Genomic DNA, 19,532 nt, shown 5'->3' on the forward strand with positions numbered 1-19,532 from the left:
GATGGTAAATTTTGTAGGCGCAGGACCGGGGGCACCGGATCTTATCACGGTGCGTGGACAGAAGCTGCTCTCGGAGGCAGATGTGATTATTTATGCGGGCTCGCTTGTGAACCCGCAGCTCCTTTCCTATGCAAAGGAGGGCTGCAGGATTTATAACAGTGCGACGATGACACTGGAAGAGGTGCTTGAGGTGATGTATGCGGCGGAGGCAGAGGGGCAGATGACGGTCCGCCTTCACACCGGCGACCCCTGCCTGTACGGTGCGATCCGCGAGCAGATGGATGCGCTCGATGAAAAGGGCATTGCTTACACGGATTGTCCGGGCGTCAGCTCGTTCTGCGGGGCGGCTGCCGCGCTCAACCTGGAGTACACGCTTCCGGACGTATCGCAGAGCGTGATCATCACGCGCATGGCGGGCAGAACGCCGGTGCCGGGGAAGGAAGAAATCGCATCGCTTGCGGCGCATCAGGCAACTATGGTGGTATTTTTAAGTACCGGTATGCTGGAAAAGCTCTCGGAGCGGCTGATCGCGGGCGGTTATACGGCGGACACGCCGGCGGCGATCGTCTACAAGGCGACCTGGGAGGATGAGAAAACCTTTGTCTGCACGGTGGGGACGCTGGCGGAGACGGCAAAGAAAAATAATATCACCAAGACGGCGCTGATGATTATCGGCGATGTGGTCAGCCACAGTCATTATAACCGCTCCGAGCTTTACAACCCGGCATTTACGACGGAATTCCGGGAGGCAAGCAAATGAAGCTCGCAAGCGTCAGCTTTACCGGGCGCGGGAGCCGTCTGAACGCGGCGGTCACGGAGCTGCTGTCAAGGCAGGGCTATGACTGCGCAGGCTACGCAATGCCGAGATATGCAGAAAAACACGGACTTGCGGCGCTGGATATTCCTTTAAAAGAGTGGACCGGGCAGATGTTTTCTTCTGTGGACGCGATTCTGTTTATCGGAGCGACAGGGATTGCCGTGCGCAGCATAGCGCCGTTCCTGGAGCACAAGACGAAGGATCCGGCGGTGGTTGTGATGGATGAGAAGGGGGTTTTTGTCATTTCTCTGCTCTCCGGGCATATCGGGGGCGCCAATGAGCTTGCCGGTACGCTCGCCAATCTGACGGGTGCGATCCCGGTCATCACGACGGCGACCGACGTGAACGGACGCTTCGCAGTGGACGTGTTTGCGAAAAAGAATCGCCTGTATATCACGAATATGCACTACGCGAAGGAGATTTCGGCGGACGTGCTGGATGAGAAAAAAATCGGCTTTTACAGCGATTTTCCAGTGATCGGCAGCATCCCGGAGGAAATTGAGGTCTGGGAGGAACAGAAGGTTTTTGCGGGGACGAACGGCATCTGCGTAAGCCTTGCGGAGGATAAAAAGCCCTACAGGCAGACCTTAAATCTGATTCCGCGGATCATAAGCCTTGGCGTCGGCTGCAAAAAAGGCATGCCGGCGGAAAAGCTTGAGGAAAAGGTGCTGGAGGCATTGCAGACATGCGGGATCTCCATGCACAGCATTGAGCGGATCGCCAGTATTTCCCTGAAGGCGCAGGAGCCGGGATTGCTGGCACTTGCTGATAAATACCATCTGCCGCTTGTCACCTATGATGCAGAGGAGCTGCAGAGGGCGGAAGGAGATTTTTCGGATTCCGCTTTTGTGAGATCCGTCACCGGCGTGGACAATGTCTGCGAGCGCAGCGCAGTTTTGGCGTCGGGAAACGGACAGATATTATTGAAAAAAACAGCGGGGGACGGCGTGACGGTTGCCGCCGCCGTCCGGGATTGGAGTGTGGATTTTGAGTAAGATATATGTGGTCGGGATCGGTCCGGGGCAGTATGAGCAGATGACGATGCGCGCTGCGGATGCGCTGCGGGCGTGCGATACCATTGTGGGATATACGGTGTATGTGGAGCTTGTGAGAGAGCATTTTGCGGACAAGGAGTTTCTGACGACGCCGATGCGAAAGGAAGCAGAGCGCTGCCGCCTGGCCTTTGAGGAAGCGAAAAAGGGGAAAAATGTTGCGATGATCTGCAGCGGGGACGCCGGGGTATACGGCATGTCCGGGCTGATGCTGGAGATCGGCACTGCTTTCCCGGAAATTGAGGTGGAGGTGATCCCGGGCGTCACGGCGGCGACCGGCGGAGCGGCGGTGCTTGGCGCACCGCTGATCCACGATTTCGCACTTGTCAGCCTGAGCGACCTTTTGACGCCCTGGGAGAAAATTGAAAAAAGGCTCCTGCTGGCGTCCGAGGCGGATTTTGTGATCTGTCTCTACAATCCGTCCAGCAAAAAGCGGGCGGACTATCTGCAGAAGGCATGCGATCTGATGCTGCATTACAAAGCGCCGGAGACGGTCTGCGGTATCGTCAGCAATATCGGAAGAGACGGGGAAGCGTGCCGCGTGCTGCCGCTTTCAGAGCTTCGCGATACGCAGGTCGATATGTTCACCACCGTTTTTGTCGGCAACTCCCAGACAAAGGAAATTGACGGCAGAATGGTGACGCCTAGAGGATACCGGAATGTATAATATACTTATTTTTGCGGGAACGACAGAGGGGCGCGAGCTGGCGGAGTATTTAAGCCGCCAGGAGATACAGACGCATGTCTGCGTGGCGACGGAGTACGGCGGACAGCTCCTGGGAGAGGATGCGTATCGCACGGTCCATGCGGGCAGGCTGACGGCGGACGCGATGTGCGCGCTGATGGAGGAACTGGCGGAAGGAACGGCGGGCGGCCTGCTCGTTGTAGATGCGACTCATCCGTATGCGGCGGAGGTGTCGGCAAATATCCTGGCGGCGTGCAAGGTAAGCGGCGCAACGTACATCCGTCTGCTGCGGGAGAGCGGCGAGGCGGCAGGCGGTGATCTGACTGTGGTCGATTCCGTGCAGGAGGCTGTGGAATTTTTAAAAGGAACCGAAGGAAATATCCTGGTGACGACCGGAAGCAAGGAGCTGGCAAAATTTACGGAGCTGCCGGATTTCGCAGAACGCGTATTTGCGCGGGTGCTCTCGACACCGGAGGTTGCCGCGGCGTGCGCAGAGCTCGGGTTTACCGGAAAGCATCTGATCTGTATGCAGGGACCGTTCTGTGAGGATTTAAATGCGGCGATGCTGCGGCAGTTTGACGCGAAATGGATGGTCACAAAGGAATCCGGCAAAGCAGGCGGCTTTGAGGAAAAGATCCGTGCGGCGCAAAAGGCTGGCGCACATGTGGTGCTGATCGGACGCCCTCCGGAGGAGGAAGGGCTGACGCCTTTTAAGGTCCGCGCGTATCTGATGAAAAAGCTGCAGACAAAGCCGAAGCGTCAGATCTCGATCGTCGGGATCGGTATGGGCGCCAAGGACGGCATGACGGCAGAGGCAAAAAAGGTATGCCTGGAGGCGGAGCTGCTGGTCGGGGCGAAGCGGATGATGGAGAGCTTTGGCGACCTTTCGAAGGCGCAGTTTGTGTCTTATCAGCCGCAGGAAATCCGGGAATATGTGGAGGCTCACCCGGAATTTGAAAAAATAGCGCTGCTGCAGTCGGGCGACGTCGGCTTTTACAGCGGAGCGAAGAATTTATATGAGATATTTGCACAGGAAGAACCGACGGTTTATCCGGGCATTTCCTCGGTTGTGTATCTTTGTGCAAAGCTGCATATTCCCTGGGAGGATGTGAAGCTTATCAGTCTGCACGGCAGATACGCAAACGCGATCGCGGCGGTAAAGCGGCACAAAAAGGTATTTGCGCTGGTCGGAAAGGGCGAGAGCCTGCGGCAGCTTATGGAGAAGCTGACGTATTACGGCATGGCGGACGTGCAGGTGACGGTAGGCGAGGATCTTTCCTATCTCGGTGAAAAAATCTTTACGGCGACGGCGGGCGAACTGGCGCAGGAAACGTTTCGAGATCTCTGCGTGGTGCTGATAGAAAATGAGAAGGCGCATCCGGTCGTCACGCATGGGATCGCGGATGAGGAATTTCTGCGCGATGCTGTGCCGATGACGAAGTGCGAGGTGCGCAGCATCTCCCTGTCGAAGCTGCGGCTTTATGCGGATTCCATTGTCTATGACGTGGGGGCGGGCACCGGTTCCGTTTCCATTGAAGCGGCGCTGCAGGCAGCGGACGGACAGGTGTATGCGATCGAGAAGAAGCCGGAAGCGGCAGCGCTGATTCTGGCAAATCAGCAAAAATTTGCAGTCGACAATCTGACGGTGATCACCGGTTCTGCGCCGGAGGCGCTAAAGAACCTTCCCGCGCCGACGCATGTGTTTATCGGCGGTTCTTCCGGAAATATGCGGGAAATCCTGGAGGCGGTTCTTAATAAAAATCCGTCTGTGCGCATTGTCGTAAACTGCATAGCGCTGGAGACGGTGGCGGAGGCGCTGGAGTGCCTGAAAACGCTGCCGGTGACGGATACGGAGATCGTGACTGTTTCCGCTGCGCGTGCAAAAGAAGTTGGAAGGTACCACATGATGATGGGGCAGAATCCGGTCTATATCATATCCTGCAGCGGAGAGGCTGATGCGGCGGGAGAGACTTTGTAAATGCAGATGATTTTGCCGGGGAACAAAAAGGCAGGTATATATTATGGAAGAAATTCAGAAAAAATATCCGCGCTTTCTTCTGACGGCGGGAGCGAGCGGGAGCGGAAAGACGCTGATCACCTGCGGACTGTTGCAGGCGCTGAAAAACCGCGGACTGACGGCTGCCTCCTTTAAGTGCGGTCCCGATTACATCGATCCGATGTTCCACGAAAAGGTGCTGAAAACGAAGGCGCGCAATCTGGACACTTTTTTCACCGGGGAGGAAATGACGCGGTACCTGTTTGCGAAAAATGCTGCCGGGGCGGATATTTCGGTCATGGAGGGCGTGATGGGCTATTACGACGGGCTTGGCGGTATTTCCGATACGGCGAGCGCCTATGATCTCGCGCGCGTGACCGGAACGCCTGCGGTGCTGATCGTGAATACCAGGGGCATGAGCCTGTCGGTGCTCGCGTATATCAAGGGCTTTCTGGAATACCGGAGGGACAGCCGGATCTGCGGCGTAATTTTAAATCAGATGTCTGCGGGACTTTACCCGGAGATCAGTTCGCGTATTGAAGCGGAGCTTGGCGTGCGCGTGTACGGTTATGTCCCGAAGGTAACGGACTGTCTGATCGAGAGCCGCCACCTTGGTCTGGTTCTGCCGGACGAGGTGGAACGCCTGGAGGAGAAGCTGCAGAAGCTGGCGCGGGTGCTGGAGGAAAGCCTTGATATCGAAGGGCTTCTGAAGCTGGCGGAAGCGGCGGGACCGCTGCCGGGCGGAAAGCTGCAGTATTCCGGAAATGTGCAGCTTTCCGGGAATTTTCCGGGAAATTCCGCCACGATCGCTGTGGCGCGCGACGAGGCGTTTTGCTTTATTTATGAGGATAATCTGCAGCTTCTGCGGGAGTGCGGCGCGAGAATTGTTGAATTTTCCCCGATACACGACCGGCATATTCCGGCGGAGGCGGACGGGCTGCTTTTGTATGGAGGCTATCCGGAGCTGTATTCCAGAGAGCTCTCCGCCAATACGACGATGCTTGCGGATGTCCGCGGCAAAATAGCCGGGGGAATGCCATGCATGGCGGAGTGCGGCGGCTTTATGTATCTGCACCGCACGATGGAGGACATGGAGAAAAGAAAGTGGCGGATGGCCGGCGTGATCGACGCGGAAGCCTATCGCACGGAAAAGCTGACGCGCTTCGGCTATGTCGAGCTGGAGGCGGCTGACGCCTTGGAGAAAATCCGCGGTCATGAGTTTCACTATTTTGACAGCACGGACAATGGCGAAGGCTTTCTGGCGCGCAAGCCGCTGCGCAAACGGAGCTGGCGGTGTATGCACAGGACGGACACGCTTTTGGCGGGCTTTCCGCACCTGTATTACTATTCCAACCCGAAGCTCGCGGAGGAGTTTGTAAAAAAGTGTGCCGGGTATCATGCCGGCCGCAATTTGGAAGATCCCGGCGCAGTGCAGGGAAAATGAGAAGCAAGAGAGGTATAAGGCGATGAAATTATCACTGCTGGCGCTGGTCGTCGGCTTTTTGCTGGATCTGCTGCTTGGCGATCCGGCATGGATTTACCACCCTATCCGTCTGATCGGTAATCTGATCGCTGTGCTGGAGGCGGCGCTGCGAAGGGTATTTAAAGTGATACCAGCGGAAACGGCGCGCAATCCGAAAATCGTCCGCTTTAAGGGAAAAGCAAAGGAACAGGCGCACCTGGAGGAAAAATTTCACAAACGGGAATTTGCGGCCGGAACACTGCTTGCGGTGCTGGTGGTTTTTATTTCGGCGGGCATTCCGCTCCTCCTTCTGCTTGCAGCGCAGTGGGTCCATCCGTATCTGCGTCTTGCGCTGGAGAGCCTGCTCTGCTGGCAGCTTCTGGCGACGAAATCCCTAAAGGATGAGAGCATGAAGGTATACCGGAAGCTGGCGGATAACGATCTGGAGGGAAGCCGGAAGGCAGTTTCGATGATCGTCGGACGCGATACAGAAAATCTGGATGCGTCGGGCGTGACAAAGGCGGCAGTGGAGACGGTGGCGGAAAATACCTCGGACGGAGTGATCGCCCCGATGTTTTACATGGCGATCGGCGGCGCTGTGCTTGGATTTTTTTACAAGGCAATTAACACCATGGATTCCATGCTCGGCTATAAAAATGAGCGCTATCTTTATTTTGGCAGATTTGCGGCAAAGCTGGATGATGTCGCCAATTTTCTTCCGGCGCGTCTTTCCGCCCTGTTTATGATCGCGGCATCCTTCCTGCTTGGAATGGATGGCAAAAATGCTTGGCGGATTTTCCGGCGGGACCGCCTGCGCCATGCAAGTCCGAATTCGGCACAGACGGAAGCGGTGATGGCGGGTGCGCTCGACGTGCAGCTTGCCGGGGACGCCTGGTATTTTGGCGTGCTTCATATAAAAGAAACCATCGGCGACGACCTCCGTCCCATCGAGCCGGAGGATATTGTGCGCGCGAACCGTCTGCTTTACGCGACGGCTGTGCTGGCGCTGCTTGTGTTGGCGGCGGTAAAAGGTATCTTTTTGTAAGCGCAAAGCGGCAAAAGAGAGGCGCTGCCGGCCGGGTATCCGGCAAAATACAGAGAAATGAGGAAATGGTACTATGCAAAAGCATCAGCACGGCGGCGATATTTACACAACGTCCTGCCGCATCGACTTTTCAGCAAATTTAAATCCGCTTGGAATGCCGGAGCGGGTGAAAGAGGCAGCCTGCGAGGGAGTACGGCGCTCCGTCAATTACCCGGATGTGCGCTGCAGTGCGCTTCGCAGTGCGCTCTCGGAAAAAGAACAGATAGCGATGGAGCAGATTATCTGCGGGAACGGTGCGGCGGAGCTGATCTTTTTGCTGGCATCGGCAGAGAAGCCGCAAAGGGCGCTGCTGGTTTCACCCGGATTTGCGGAATACGGACAGGCGCTGGAGGCGTATGGATGTGACATTTGCTATTACGATCTGCGTGAGGAAAACGGTTTTTCGGTCGGAGAGGATTATATCACTTATTTGACAAGTGATCCCGATATTATTTTTCTCTGCAATCCGAATAATCCGACGGGCGTACAGATGCCGCGTGCGCTTCTTAAGCGTATTATTGGCGTGTGCAGGGAGCGCGGTATCCGCATGGTTCTGGATGTCTGCTTTCTTGATTTTCTGGAGCATCCGCAGGAGAGCGATTTTAATGCGGTCATCAGGGAAAATCCGCAGCTTTTTCTCTTAAAGGCGTTCACGAAAACATATGCGATGGCAGGGCTGCGTTTAGGGTATGGGCTTTGTGCGGACGAGGCGCTGCTTGCACGCATGGAGCAGCTCCGTCAGCCCTGGAGCGTTTCGATCCCGGCGCAGATGGCAGGTGTGGCAGCGCTGCGGGAGACGGATTACGTTTCCAGAGCAAGGACACTGGTTCAAAAAGAACGGCGGTGGCTGTGCGAAAAGCTGACAGAGCTTGGCTTTACCGTGTATGATTCGCGCGCAAATTTCCTGTTTTTTAAGGGCGCAGAGGGACTGGCGGAAAAATGCCGGGCGCAGGGAATCCTTATCCGGGACTGCGCAAACTACCGGGGACTTTGCGGCGGATATTACCGGATCGCTGTGCGCACGCACGCTGAAAATGAAGAATTAATACGGGCGATCAGAAAGAGCTGCGATCCGGTGAAGGATCGGAAGTGACAGGGAGGGTATTTATGGCAAAAGCAATTATGGTGCAGGGCACGATGTCAAACGTTGGAAAAAGCCTTCTGACGGCGGGGCTCTGCAGGATCTTTAAACAGGACGGCTACCGGGTCGCGCCGTTTAAGTCGCAGAATATGGCGCTGAATTCCTACATCACGGAGGAAGGGCTGGAGATGGGGCGCGCACAGGTGATGCAGGCAGAGGCGGCAGGCATCGCGCCGTCCGTCAGCATGAACCCGATTCTTCTGAAGCCGACAAACGATGTGGGCTCGCAGGTGATCGTAAACGGCGAGGTGATCGGGAATATGAAGGCGCGGGAATACTTTGCTTATAAGAAAAAGCTGATTCCCGATGTGATGAAAGCGTTTGATAAGCTGTCCGGGGAGTACGATATTATTGTGATCGAGGGCGCGGGCAGCCCGGCGGAGATTAATCTGAAATCGGACGATATTGTGAATATGGGGATGGCAAAGCTGGCGAAGGCGCCGGTGCTTCTCGTCGGAGATATCGACCGCGGCGGTGTGTTTGCCCAGCTCATCGGGACAGTTATGCTGCTCGATGAGGATGAGCGGGCGATGGTCAAAGGGCTGATCATCAATAAATTTCGCGGAGATAAGACGATCCTGGATCCTGGCATCGGGATGATTGAGGAGCGTGCCGGGATTCCGGTCGTAGGAGTTGCGCCGTACCTGCATATCCAGGTGGAGGACGAGGACAGTCTGACAGAGCGTTTCGCAGGGAAACAGGAAGTCGGACTGATCGATATTGCAGTCATCCGCCTGCCGCGTATTTCCAATTTCACGGATTTCAATCCTTTTGAGAATATGGAGGGCGTCTCTCTGCGCTATGTCGGAAATGTTTCAGAGCTGAAAAACCCGGATATGATCATCCTTCCCGGCACCAAAAGCACGATGGAGGATCTGCGCTGGCTGCGCCAGAGCGGTCTGGAGGCGGCGGTGCTGAAGGCCGCGGCAGCCGGCAAGGTGATTTTCGGCGTCTGCGGCGGCTATCAGATGATGGGTGAGAGCTTAAGCGATCCCCAGGGAGTAGAGGGCGGAGGCACGATGCGCGGTATGGGGCTGCTTCCCATGGAGACTGTGTTTGCGGGCGAGAAGACGCGCACGCGGGTGAACGGCGCTTTTGAACATGTGGATGGCATCCTCGCCGGGCTTTCCGGGGAGCCGCTTTCCGGTTACGAGATCCATATGGGCGTAACGTCACCAGGAGAAGACTGCCGCAGCCTTACCAGAATCAGGAATTACGCGGCGGGACAGTGCTCTGCACAAAATATGCAGAATCAAAAAGAAGCTTTTGCCGGAGAGGAAAAGCCGGACGGAGCCTGCCGCGGCAATGTGTACGGTACTTACGTGCACGGCATTTTTGACCGGGAGAATGTGGCGAAGGGCGTCGTGACGGCGCTCGGAAAAGCGAAGGGACTGGACGTCTCAGAGATTACGGCGGTGGATTTTGCGGCATTTAAGGAGAGCCAGTATGATATTCTGGCATCAGAACTGCGGAAACATCTCGATATGAAAAAAATATATGAAATTCTGGAGGAGGGCATCGCATGAAGGTAGAGCTGGAAAATGTAAAACCGATGGAGATCGAGCGGCGGAGCTTTGAGATCATTACGGCGGAGCTGAAAAGAGAGCTGCCGGAGGATACCGCGCCGATCATTAAGCGCTGTATCCACACAAGCGCCGATTTTGATTACGCCGATAACCTCTGCTTTTCAGAGCATGTCGTGGAAAAAGCACTGGCAGCGCTGAAGGCAGGAGCCTGCATCGTGACTGACACGCAGATGGCGAAATCGGGTATTAATAAAAAAGCACTTGCCAAATTCGGCGGAGAGGTTTATTGTTTTATGTCGGATGAGGACGTGGCGCAGACGGCGCGGGAGAACGGGACCACGCGCGCCACAGCCAGCATGGATAAGGCGGCTGCGCTTGAAAAGCCGCTGATTTTTGCGATCGGCAACGCTCCGACGGCTCTGGTGCGCCTTTACGAGCTGATAGAGGAGAAAAAAATAGCTCCGGAGCTGATCATTGGCGTTCCGGTCGGCTTTGTAAACGTGGTGCAGTCGAAGGAGCTGATTATGCAGACAGATGTCCCCTATATTGTGGCGAGGGGCAGAAAAGGGGGCAGCAACATTGCCGCCTGCATCTGCAATGCGCTGCTTTATATGGCAGGCGGTCGCTGACATCAGGTCAGGACTTTGCATTCACTGCGACGCGCAGCTAGTCCTGTGGGCAAAGTCCGTAAGAAAGTGATACAGGTGTGAGCAAATCCCATTCGCGGAGCGAATTTTAAATGGATTTGCGAATGTTACTGTGAACGACGTGAACAGTAACCATTGTTCATAAACCCTCAGAAAATTTTAAGGCCAGTTTAATGAAATTCAAAGCAGGATATGGTATACTACGTCTGTGACACGTATTTACTTACAATAAGGGGGATGAACAGATGAAGAGGACAAAAGCGATTCTGGCGGCAGCACTGGCGGGAAGCATGGCGATCTCAGCGGCATTTCCGGCGATGGCACAGGAAGATGGCGGGGCGACGCTGGTAGATCTGTTTTATACATATTCCAAAGACAATATGATCGTGGAGTATTATGACAGCAACTATCTCACGGAGTCAGGGAAGCTTCAGAAGAAAAGCTACGACGGCTTTCTGGCGCTCTCTCAGACGGATCTCGACTGGGATGGCACAGAGGAGCTGCTGGCGATCCGCCTGAAACCGGCGGCGGATGAGGACGGGGATACGGTAAACACACTGATCGCAGAGGTTTATCAGAGAAAGGACAACACACTGCAGCGCAGTGCGCAGTATACGTTGGCGGAGGATATTCTGGCATACGACGGAGCGCAGATCGATGTGTTTGCGGTAGACGGGGAGAGCGGGCAGTTTCTCTGCTGTGAGGCGAGAGACTCGGCGACGCTGCTTGCGGACGGCGTCACCTGGAGTATGCGCGCAGCCGGGTATGACGGGGAAAGCTTTTATGAGGTGTCAAACGTTTCGATGGCCGGCAGCGCCTTTTCTGCGGAGGACACCGAAGCGGCGCGCACCGCGATGAACGCGGTCGGGCTGTATCCGCAGGATCTGATCTGGGCTTCCGCTGCGGAGCAGTGCGGGCTGGGACTGATCTGTACAGTCAGGCGCTATCATACGTCTGAATATGAGAACATCCGGGCGGCAATCGATGCGGGGCAGGCGCAGCAGTACGGCGAAACCTGGTTTAAAAATTATATGAATCCGGACCGGGAAAATAAATTCGCCAAAGAATTTGCCGTCAAGCTTACGGAAAGCGCGGGGCAGGCGCAGACCGCCCAGACGGACGGCGTACATTATAGCTTTGACGGGGATTATGTGATCCCGGACAGCGACAGCCGCTATATTACGGAGGAAGATTTAAGCAGTCTTTCCGCAGACGAGATCCTGCTTGCGCGCAATGAAATTTATGCGAAGCACGGGCGGATCTTCAACAATGCGGCGCTTGATGAATATTTCCGCAGCAAGAGCTGGTATCAGCCGACGGTGGCGGGCAGCGATTTTACGGACAGCTACGCGGCTTCCGTGTTTAATGACTGCGAGATTGCGAATATCTCGACAATGGTAAAATACGAAAAAGCGCACGGTCTGAACGGATACTAAAATGATCCGGCGGATCGGCGCAGGAGTGAGAGGTTATGGAGAAACAGCAGACAAAGGCGATTCTGGTCGTCAGCTTTGGCACCAGCCATGCGGACGCCAGGGAGAAAAATATAGACCGGATCGAGGCGGATATCAGCGCGGCATTTCCGGAGTACCGCATTTACCGCGCATGGACCAGTAAAATGATATTGAAAAAACTAAAGATCCGGGACGGTATCGTGATCGACACGGCAAGGGAGGCGATGGAGCGGATGGCGGCGGACGGCATCCGCGAGGTGATCGTCCAGCCGACGCATGTGATAAACGGTATTGAGAATGACCGGATGCTTGCGGATGTGCGCGCATATGAAGAACAGTTTGACACGGTACGGACAGGCGCGCCGCTGCTCACGACAGAGCAGGACAGCCGGGAGGCGATCGCGGCGCTGGGACAGGAGTGGAACGCACTGCCGGAGAATGAGGCTCTGGTGCTGATGGGGCACGGGACGGAGCACTATGCGAACACGGTGTATGCCGCGCTGGACTATATGATGAAGGATATGGGATATGCAAATATGTTCCTCGGCACGGTGGAGGCGTATCCGACGCTGGAGGCGCTGATCCGCCAACTGAAAAAAGCAGCTCCAAAGAAGGTGCATCTCGCCCCGTTTATGATCGTAGCGGGAGATCATGCGAAAAACGATATGGCAGGCGGGGAGGAAGATTCCTGGGCAAGCCGGTTTATGCAGGAGGGCTTTGCGGTCGAGTGTCATCTGAAGGGGCTTGGCGAATACCCGCTTATCCGGGAAATGTTTGCGCGTCATGTGAGGGAAGCGAAATGAGCATATATATGGCAGGCATCGACCATACAAAAGCGCCGCTTGACGTGCGTTCCGTATTTTCCTTTACGAAAAAGAGCATGGCGAAGGCGATGGAGAAGTGGAAGGAGATTCCGGGATTTTCAGGCTGTGTGATGATCGTCACCTGCAACCGCATGGAGCTCTGGGCGAGTGTGCAGGAGGGGACGGAGCCGGATCTGTTTGAGCTTCTCTGCCGGGAAAAAGGAGTGGACGCAGGCCAGTACCGCAGATATGCCGTTCTGCGGGAAGGGCGCGAGGCGGTAAACCATCTGTTTGAGTTGTCCTGCGGTCTTCAGTCCCGTATTCTTGGGGAGGATCAGATCATCACGCAGGTGAAGGACGCACTCGCGTTTGCCAGGGAGCAGTATGCGGCGGACAATGTGCTGGAGGTCCTGTTCCGTATGGCGGTAACTGCCGGAAAGAAGGTAAAGACGGAGGTACTGCTTTCCAAAAAGGACAGCTCTGTCATCCACCGGGCGGCAGAGGTCTTAAAAGAAGAAGGGTACTGTTTTGCGGGCAGGAAGTGCATGGTGATCGGAAACGGCGAGATGGGAAAGCTTTCCGCAAATGTATTCCGGGACGAGGGAGCCGACGTCACGGTCACAGTGCGCAGCTACCGAAGCGGTATCGTTGATATTCCAAAGGGTTGTAAGCGCATTGATTATGCGGAGCGCATGACGATCCTGGGACAGTGCGATTATGTGATCAGTGCGACGGCAAGCCCGAACTATACGCTGCGCAGGGAAGAGGTGCGTGCGGCGCTTCAAAAACCGGTGATCATGATCGACCTGGCGGTGCCGCGGGATATTGAGCCTTCGGTTGGAGAACTGCCGGGCGTTACGCTTTATGACATCGACCATTTTGACGCCGGACACATCAGTGCGCAGACGCAGGCGGATATCGCGCGTGCAAAGGAAATTTTAAAGGAGCAGATCACAGAATTCTTCGACTGGTACGAGGGCAGGGATGTGGTCGAAAAGATCCAGGACGTTAAGGCGGCGTTTGTGGAGGATTTTCACCTGCGCACCCAGAAAAAGACGCGGGAGCTGGGCGTAAGCCTGCAGACGGAGAACGCGCAGGCGCTGCAGGAATACCAGGAGTATATTGAGACGGCGGCCGCAAAGACCATCAACAAGATGATGTTCGGACTGCGCAGAAGCATAAGCGACCGGGCGTTCCGGGAATGTATGGAGGCATTGGAAGGTTTATATGAAAAAGACGATTATCATCGGCAGCCGGGAGAGTAAGCTTGCCGTTATCCAGGCGGAGATGGTGAAGCAGGCAATCGAGCGGGAAAATCCCGGGCTGTCTGTTTCCATACTGACGATGAAGACGACGGGCGATAAAATTCTGGACCGCACGCTGGATAAGGTGGGCGGCAAGGGATTGTTCGTGAAGGAGCTGGACCGGGCGCTTCTGGAAAAAAGGAGCGATCTTTCCGTACATAGTCTGAAGGATGTCCCGATGGAGATCCCGGATGATCTTCCGCTGCTTGCGTTTTCTGAGCGGGCGGATGTGCGGGATGTGCTGGTGCTGCCGGAGGGCGCACGGGAGATCGATTTTTCAAAACCGATCGGCTGTTCGAGCAGCCGCCGGATCCTGCAGCTAAAGGAGCTGTATCCGCAGGCGGATTTTCGCCCGGTGCGCGGAAACGTGCTCACCAGGCTGCAAAAGCTGGATGGCGGAGAATATAGCGCGCTTGTCCTGGCGGCTGCCGGTCTTATGCGGCTGGGGCTTGCGGCGCGTATCAGCCGCTATTTTTCTCCGGAGGAGATCGTTCCCGCCGCCGGACAGGGCATTCTTGCCGTGCAGGGCCGGGCAGGGGAGGATTACGGGTATCTGGAGGCAGTCTCGGATACAGAGGCGCGGGATGCGGCGCTCTGCGAGCGCGCTTTTGTGCGGGCGCTTGGCGGAGGCTGCAGCTCGCCGACGGCGGCGTATGCCCGGATAGAGGGCGGGCGGATTTTTCTGACCGGTCTTTACTGTGAGGAGAGCAGCGCAAGATGGCGCAGGGGAAGCATAAGCGGAGCGCGCACAGAAGCAGTAAAGATCGGTCAGAGGCTTGCCGAATGTCTTTTTCAGAGCGTCTGCTCATCAGAGGCAGAAAAAGGCGGGCATCTTGCGGATATTTGTTTGGTAGGAAAGGAACCATAGTATGCAGGGAAAAGTATATCTTGTCGGGGCCGGTCCCTCTGATCCCGGTCTGTTTACGAGAAGAGGCGAGGAGATTTTAAAGCGTGCGGAGGTCGTTGTTTACGACGCCCTCGTCGGGCAGGGCGTGCTTGGCATGATCCCGCGGGAGGCAAAGCTGATCAATGTGGGAAAGCGCGCGAGTCATCATACGATGAAGCAGGAGGAGATCAACCGTGTGCTTGTCCGGGAAGCAAAAGCAGGCAGGCTTGTTGTGCGCCTGAAGGGCGGCGATCCTTTTCTCTTCGGCAGAGGCGGCGAGGAGCTGGAGCTTCTGGTGAAAGAGCAGATCCCCTTCGAGGTGGTGCCGGGCGTGACGTCGGCGCTCTCCGTTCCGGCATACTGCGGGATCCCGGTCACGCACCGGGACTACTGCTCTTCTTTGCATATTGTCACCGGGCATAAGCGCGCGGAAAAAGAGTACGACATAGATTTTGAGGCGCTGGTGCGCATCGGCGGGACGCTTGTGTTTCTGATGGGAGTTACCGCCCTGGAGGATATCTGCGAAGGGCTTCTCGCGGCGGGGATGCGCGCGGATATGCCGGCGGCGGTCCTGCAAAAGGGAACGACGGCGGCGCAGAAAAAGATTGTTGCCACCGTCGCTGACCTGGCGGAGGAAGTGAGAAGACAGGGCGTTGAGACGCCGGCGATCATTGTGGTCGGAGAGGTGTGCGGCCTGGCGGAAGCATTTTCCTGGCAGGAGAAAAAACCGCTGTTCGGAAAGAAAATCCTTGTCACAAGACCGCGGGAGCTGATCTCAGAGATGGCCGCAAGACTGCGGGAGCAGGGGGCGGAGGTGCTGGAGCTGCCGGCGATCCGCATTGCGCCGCGGGAATGTGCGGGAGAAATACAGGATGCGCTGGAGCATCTGTCCGCCTTCGACTGGCTGGCGTTTACCAGTCCCTCCGGGGTGCGGGTATTCTTTGAGGACATGAAGAAATGCCGCATGGACGTCCGGCGTCTGGCGTCCCTGAAGCTTGCCGTCCTCGGAAGCGGTACGAAAAAGGAGCTGGAAAAATACGGCTGCTATGCGGATCTGATGCCGCAGCAGGCATATGCAGAGGAGCTTGGAAGAGCGCTTGCAAAGGAATGCCGGGGCGGTGAAAAAATACTTCTGTTCCGTGCAGCAGCGGGAAGCACGGAGCTTGTAGAGGAGCTGAAAAAGACGCCGGGCATAACGGCAGTGGATCTGGCGGCATACGATACGGTCTATGAGATGTCGCCGCTGATCGATGTGCGTGCGGAATTTGAAAACGGGCAGATCGACTATGCGGTATTTACGAGCGCGTCGACAGTGAAGGGTTTTAAAGAGAGTGTTCTGGGGCTGGATTTTGCAAAGGTGCGTGCAGTCTGCATCGGCAGAAAGACAAGAGCCGCCGCAGAGGAGCTTGGCATGGAGACCTTTATGGCAGAGGAGCCGTCCATGGAAGCGGTCGTGCGACTGGTGGAGGAGCTTGCACGCGGAAAAAGAAAGGAAGCGTTGTAATGGAGTTGAGAAAGCGTCCGCGCAGACTGCGCGGTGGGGAGAATCTGCGCAGGATGGTGCGGGAGACACGGATGGATAAAGCGTCTTTAGTATATCCGATGTTTGTGATAGATGGAGAGAACATCAAAGAAGAAATTCCCTCTATGGAGGGACAGTATCGCTACAGCGTCGACCGCATGGGCGAGTGCCTGCAGGAGCTGCTTGAGGCAGGGGTGACGTCTGTGATGCTGTTCGGCATTCCGGCGGTGAAGGATGAGGTGGGAAGCCAGGCGTATGCCGCCGACGGCATCGTGCAGCGCGCTCTGCGCTACGCAAAAGAACATTTCCCGCAGATGTACCTGATCACGGACGTCTGCATGTGCGAGTATACCTCGCACGGACACTGCGGCGTGCTTTGCGGACACGATGTTGAGAATGATAAAACGCTGGAGCTGCTTGCGAAGACCGCGCTCTCCCATGTGCAGGCGGGAGCGGACATGGTGGCGCCGTCCGATATGATGGATGGGCGCGTGCTTGCGATCCGCAATACGCTGGATGAGCACGGCTTTACGAATATTCCGATCATGTCCTATGCGGTGAAATATGCGTCTGCATTTTACGGGCCGTTCCGCGATGCGGCAGGCTCGGCGCCGTCCTTTGGGGACCGCAAGACCTACCAGATGGATTTCCACAACAGCCGCGAGGGTATTAAGGAAGCGCTGCTGGACGAGGAAGAGGGAGCGGATATCATCATGGTGAAGCCGGCGATGTCGTACCTGGACATGGTGGCGAAGGTGAAGGAAGCAGTGCATACGCCGGTTGCCTCTTATAGTGTAAGCGGTGAGTACGCGATGGTTAAGGCGGCTGCGAAGCTGGGCTGGATCGACGAGGAGCGCGTGATCTGCGAGATGGCGGCGGCGGCTTACCGTGCGGGCAGCGATATTTATATCACGTATTTTGCAAAAGAGCTTGCAAAGTATATGGACGAAGGGAGAATCGGCTGATGACAAGATCAGAGCAGCTTTTTCAGGAGGCGGTCACGCTGATGCCTGGCGGGGTGAACAGCCCGGTGCGCGCATTCGGAAGCGTGCGGGAGACGCCGCGCTTTATCGAGCGCGCGGACGGCGCATATATGACAGATGCGGACGGCAATACCTATATTGACTTTGTCGGTTCCTGGGGGCCGATGATTCTGGGGCATAATCATCCGGAGGTATTAAAAAGCGTCACGGAGACGGCGGCGAAGGGACTGAGCTTCGGCGCGGCGACGGAAAATGAAGTAAAGATGGCGCGGCTGATTTCGGAGATGGTTCCCTCTATCGAGATGGTGCGCATGGTAAACTCCGGCACGGAGGCGGTGATGAGTGCGCTCAGGGCAGCGCGCGGCTTTACAGGCAGAAATAAAATCGTGAAATTTATGGGATGCTATCATGGTCATACCGATGCGATGCTGGTAAAGGCAGGCTCCGGTGTCATGACGGCGGGCGTGCCGGACAGTGCGGGCGTACCGGCGGGCTGTACGCAGGATACGCTGTCGGCGGTATACAACGATCTGGAGAGCGTGCGTGCATTGTTTGAGAGCTGCGGGGAGGAAATCGCCGCAGTGATCGTGGAGCCGGTCGGCGCTAATATGGGCGTTGTGCCCCCGGTGGAGGGGTTTCTGCAGGGACTGCGCGCGCTCTGCGACAGGTACGGCAGCCTTCTTATTTTTGACGAGGTGATCACCGGATTTCGATTAAGCGCAGGCGGAGCGCAGGAGTACTTCGGCATAAAGCCGGATCTGACTACCTTTGGAAAAATCATCGGAGCCGGGATGCCGGTGGGCGCGTACGGCGGCAGACGGGAAATCATGGAGATGGTTTCGCCCGTCGGAAGAGTTTACCAGGCGGGTACCTTAAGCGGCAATCCGGTGGCGATGGCGGCAGGGCTTGCGCAGCTTAACATTCTGCGGAATACGCCCGGCTTCTATGAAGAGCTGAATGCAAAGGGCGACTGGTTCTACGGGGAGCTTGGAAAGATCCTGACGCATTATGGCGTGCCGCACTGTCTGAATCATATCGGCTCGCTCGGCTGCGTATTCTTTACCGGGGAGAAGGTGCACGACTATGCTTCGGCAAAGACGGCGGATACAGAGAGCTATGGCAGGTATTTTGCATATATGCTGAATCATGGTGTATATTTTGCACCATCGCAGTTTGAGGCAATGTTCCTCTCGGCTGCACATACCCGCAAGAAGGAGCTGGCGGATACCCTGCAGAGGGCTGAGGATTATGTTAAAGAAAATTACTGAGATCATTCTGGTGCCGGTCACGATACTGTTTCTCATCTCAGCAGCCGTGTACCTGACGCTGGCGTGCAGACCGCTGTATTATTTTGATATACAGCATTTAAAGATTGCGGAGGAATCGGGTTATTCCGAGAAGGAGATCCGGGAAAACTATGATGCGCTGATCGACTACAACCTCTCGCCGCGGCAGGAAAAACTGGAATTTCCGACGCTGCCGATGTCCAGGGAGGGGGAGATTCATTTTGGCGAGGTGAAGGTGATCTTTCAGCTCTTTTTGCGGATACTGGCAGTCACTGCGCCGCTGGTGGCGGCAGCCGTCATTGTTTTCTGCGTGAAAAAATGGAAAGTGACGTTTCTGAAATGGGCAGGACTTCTGACGCCGCTTCTTGTCGCGGTGCTTGCGATACTGATCGCCGTGGACTGGGACCGTGCGTTTGTACTTTTCCATGAGCTGGTTTTTGCAAATGATTACTGGTTGTTCGATCCGGCGACGGATCCGGTGATCACCATTCTTCCGGATACCTATTTCCTGCACTGCGCAGTGCTGATCCTGGCGCTGATCCTGATCGGCTCGGCAGTCTGCGTGGTCCTTTCCAGGGTGCAGTCCCTGCGCGGAGATTCCGGGATCGTAAAAGAAAAGCATAATGCGCAAAACGCGCGGAAAAGGAGAGAAAAATGAAAAGACTTTATAAATCGGCAGACGATAAGATGATCTGCGGCGTATGCGGCGGGATCGCAAGATATTTTAATATCGACTCGACGCTGGTCCGGCTGATCTTTGCGATCCTCGGACTCACCGGCGGCAGCGGGGTGCTTGCTTACATTATCGCGGTGATCATTATCCCGTCGGAGCCGTAGAGGATTTTTAAAAAAGATGTATAAGCGGCGGAAAATGGACGATACTC

At 55.9% G+C, this 19,532-nt stretch carries 18 protein-coding genes; all 18 read left to right on the plus strand.

All coding sequences use genetic code 11. The features are described from left to right. The first annotated feature begins 1 nt into the window (after position 1). The 18 genes from cobM (at position 2) to ACLU9Q_RS07680 (ending at position 19,485) form a co-directional block, all read left to right on the plus strand. Positions 2 to 760, plus strand: a complete 759-nt coding sequence (gene cobM / locus ACLU9Q_RS07595) for a precorrin-4 C(11)-methyltransferase (RefSeq protein ID WP_412624891.1) — start codon at positions 2 to 4, stop codon at positions 758 to 760. Then, positions 757 to 1,812, plus strand: a complete 1,056-nt coding sequence (locus ACLU9Q_RS07600) for a cobalt-precorrin 5A hydrolase (protein WP_412624892.1) — start codon at positions 757 to 759, stop codon at positions 1,810 to 1,812. Before cobM ends, ACLU9Q_RS07600 begins: the two co-directional genes overlap by 4 nt. Beyond that, positions 1,805 to 2,536, plus strand: a complete 732-nt coding sequence (cobJ, locus tag ACLU9Q_RS07605; protein ID WP_412624894.1) for a precorrin-3B C(17)-methyltransferase — start codon at positions 1,805 to 1,807, stop codon at positions 2,534 to 2,536. The genes ACLU9Q_RS07600 and cobJ overlap by 8 nt, the downstream gene beginning before the upstream one ends. Beyond that, positions 2,529 to 4,532, plus strand: coding sequence for a precorrin-6A reductase (gene cobK / locus ACLU9Q_RS07610; protein WP_412624895.1), 2,004 nt, complete (start codon positions 2,529 to 2,531; stop codon positions 4,530 to 4,532). Before cobJ ends, cobK begins: the two co-directional genes overlap by 8 nt. A 43-nt stretch (positions 4,533 to 4,575) precedes the next feature. After that, positions 4,576 to 5,994: a cobyrinate a,c-diamide synthase gene (locus tag ACLU9Q_RS07615; protein WP_412624896.1), complete on the plus strand. Its 1,419-nt coding sequence runs from the start codon at positions 4,576 to 4,578 to the stop codon at positions 5,992 to 5,994. A 22-nt stretch (positions 5,995 to 6,016) separates the two neighbouring features. Continuing rightward, positions 6,017 to 7,057 carry an adenosylcobinamide-phosphate synthase CbiB gene (gene cbiB / locus ACLU9Q_RS07620; protein WP_412624898.1) on the plus strand — a complete coding sequence of 347 codons (1,041 nt, stop codon included), beginning with the start codon at positions 6,017 to 6,019 and terminating at the stop codon, positions 7,055 to 7,057. A 73-nt stretch (positions 7,058 to 7,130) separates the two neighbouring features. After that, positions 7,131 to 8,189 carry a pyridoxal phosphate-dependent aminotransferase gene (locus ACLU9Q_RS07625; protein WP_412624899.1) on the plus strand — a complete coding sequence of 353 codons (1,059 nt, stop codon included), beginning with the start codon at positions 7,131 to 7,133 and terminating at the stop codon, positions 8,187 to 8,189. A gap of 14 nt (positions 8,190 to 8,203) precedes the next feature. Then, positions 8,204 to 9,763 (plus strand): cobyric acid synthase, encoded by a 1,560-nt coding sequence (locus tag ACLU9Q_RS07630; RefSeq protein WP_412624900.1) that lies wholly within the window; start codon positions 8,204 to 8,206, stop codon positions 9,761 to 9,763. Beyond that, on the plus strand, positions 9,760 to 10,392 hold the full coding sequence (locus ACLU9Q_RS07635) for a precorrin-8X methylmutase (RefSeq protein ID WP_412624901.1): 633 nt from the start codon (positions 9,760 to 9,762) through the stop codon (positions 10,390 to 10,392). Before ACLU9Q_RS07630 ends, ACLU9Q_RS07635 begins: the two co-directional genes overlap by 4 nt. 263 nt (positions 10,393 to 10,655) lie before the next feature. Continuing rightward, the gene (locus tag ACLU9Q_RS07640) at positions 10,656 to 11,846 is read left to right on the plus strand and encodes a YARHG domain-containing protein (protein ID WP_412624902.1); all 1,191 of its coding nucleotides are present in this window, start codon (positions 10,656 to 10,658) and stop codon (positions 11,844 to 11,846) included. Positions 11,847 to 11,881: 35 nt separating this feature from the next. Further along, entirely contained in the window at positions 11,882 to 12,667 is a 786-nt protein-coding gene (locus ACLU9Q_RS07645; RefSeq protein WP_412624903.1) for a sirohydrochlorin cobaltochelatase, read from the plus strand. After that, positions 12,664 to 13,932, plus strand: a complete 1,269-nt coding sequence (gene hemA, locus ACLU9Q_RS07650) for a glutamyl-tRNA reductase (RefSeq protein ID WP_296838273.1) — start codon at positions 12,664 to 12,666, stop codon at positions 13,930 to 13,932. Before ACLU9Q_RS07645 ends, hemA begins: the two co-directional genes overlap by 4 nt. Then, a complete protein-coding gene (gene hemC, locus ACLU9Q_RS07655; RefSeq protein ID WP_412624904.1) occupies positions 13,895 to 14,839 on the plus strand; it encodes a hydroxymethylbilane synthase in 945 nt (314 codons plus the stop codon). The genes hemA and hemC overlap by 38 nt, the downstream gene beginning before the upstream one ends. A 1-nt stretch (position 14,840) precedes the next feature. Then, positions 14,841 to 16,361, plus strand: a complete 1,521-nt coding sequence (gene cobA, locus ACLU9Q_RS07660; protein WP_412624906.1) for a uroporphyrinogen-III C-methyltransferase — start codon at positions 14,841 to 14,843, stop codon at positions 16,359 to 16,361. Next, positions 16,361 to 17,344 (plus strand): porphobilinogen synthase, encoded by a 984-nt coding sequence (gene hemB / locus ACLU9Q_RS07665; RefSeq protein ID WP_412624907.1) that lies wholly within the window; start codon positions 16,361 to 16,363, stop codon positions 17,342 to 17,344. Before cobA ends, hemB begins: the two co-directional genes overlap by 1 nt. After that, on the plus strand, positions 17,344 to 18,630 hold the full coding sequence (gene hemL, locus ACLU9Q_RS07670; protein WP_296907840.1) for a glutamate-1-semialdehyde 2,1-aminomutase: 1,287 nt from the start codon (positions 17,344 to 17,346) through the stop codon (positions 18,628 to 18,630). The genes hemB and hemL overlap by 1 nt, the downstream gene beginning before the upstream one ends. Beyond that, complete coding sequence (locus ACLU9Q_RS07675) at positions 18,611 to 19,306, plus strand: TIGR01906 family membrane protein (RefSeq protein WP_412624909.1); 696 nt, start codon at positions 18,611 to 18,613, stop codon at positions 19,304 to 19,306. Before hemL ends, ACLU9Q_RS07675 begins: the two co-directional genes overlap by 20 nt. Further along, positions 19,303 to 19,485, plus strand: a complete 183-nt coding sequence (locus tag ACLU9Q_RS07680) for a PspC domain-containing protein (RefSeq protein ID WP_412624910.1) — start codon at positions 19,303 to 19,305, stop codon at positions 19,483 to 19,485. The genes ACLU9Q_RS07675 and ACLU9Q_RS07680 overlap by 4 nt, the downstream gene beginning before the upstream one ends. The last annotated feature ends 47 nt before the right edge of the window (positions 19,486 to 19,532 follow it).

It is taken from the genome of Marvinbryantia sp., assembly GCF_047017445.1.
Lineage (GTDB): Bacteria > Bacillota > Clostridia > Lachnospirales > Lachnospiraceae > Marvinbryantia.

Excerpts from the sequence above, each read along its gene's own strand:
- ACLU9Q_RS07635 (WP_412624901.1), top strand. The coding sequence starts at position 9,760 with ATGAAGGTAGAGCTGGAAAATGTAAAACCGATGGAGATCGAGCGGCGG.
- ACLU9Q_RS07675 (WP_412624909.1), top strand. The coding sequence starts at position 18,611 with ATGTTAAAGAAAATTACTGAGATCATTCTGGTGCCGGTCACGATACTG.
- ACLU9Q_RS07680 (WP_412624910.1), top strand. The coding sequence starts at position 19,303 with ATGAAAAGACTTTATAAATCGGCAGACGATAAGATGATCTGCGGCGTA.
- hemB (WP_412624907.1), top strand. The coding sequence starts at position 16,361 with ATGGAGTTGAGAAAGCGTCCGCGCAGACTGCGCGGTGGGGAGAATCTG.
- hemA (WP_296838273.1), top strand. The coding sequence starts at position 12,664 with ATGAGCATATATATGGCAGGCATCGACCATACAAAAGCGCCGCTTGAC.
- hemC (WP_412624904.1), top strand. The coding sequence starts at position 13,895 with ATGAAAAAGACGATTATCATCGGCAGCCGGGAGAGTAAGCTTGCCGTT.
- cobK (WP_412624895.1), top strand. The coding sequence starts at position 2,529 with ATGTATAATATACTTATTTTTGCGGGAACGACAGAGGGGCGCGAGCTG.
- ACLU9Q_RS07640 (WP_412624902.1), top strand. The coding sequence starts at position 10,656 with ATGAAGAGGACAAAAGCGATTCTGGCGGCAGCACTGGCGGGAAGCATG.
- cbiB (WP_412624898.1), top strand. The coding sequence starts at position 6,017 with ATGAAATTATCACTGCTGGCGCTGGTCGTCGGCTTTTTGCTGGATCTG.
- cobA (WP_412624906.1), top strand. The coding sequence starts at position 14,841 with ATGCAGGGAAAAGTATATCTTGTCGGGGCCGGTCCCTCTGATCCCGGT.
- cobM (WP_412624891.1), top strand. The coding sequence starts at position 2 with ATGGTAAATTTTGTAGGCGCAGGACCGGGGGCACCGGATCTTATCACG.
- ACLU9Q_RS07615 (WP_412624896.1), top strand. The coding sequence starts at position 4,576 with ATGGAAGAAATTCAGAAAAAATATCCGCGCTTTCTTCTGACGGCGGGA.
- hemL (WP_296907840.1), top strand. The coding sequence starts at position 17,344 with ATGACAAGATCAGAGCAGCTTTTTCAGGAGGCGGTCACGCTGATGCCT.
- ACLU9Q_RS07625 (WP_412624899.1), top strand. The coding sequence starts at position 7,131 with ATGCAAAAGCATCAGCACGGCGGCGATATTTACACAACGTCCTGCCGC.
- ACLU9Q_RS07600 (WP_412624892.1), top strand. The coding sequence starts at position 757 with ATGAAGCTCGCAAGCGTCAGCTTTACCGGGCGCGGGAGCCGTCTGAAC.
- ACLU9Q_RS07645 (WP_412624903.1), top strand. The coding sequence starts at position 11,882 with ATGGAGAAACAGCAGACAAAGGCGATTCTGGTCGTCAGCTTTGGCACC.
- ACLU9Q_RS07630 (WP_412624900.1), top strand. The coding sequence starts at position 8,204 with ATGGCAAAAGCAATTATGGTGCAGGGCACGATGTCAAACGTTGGAAAA.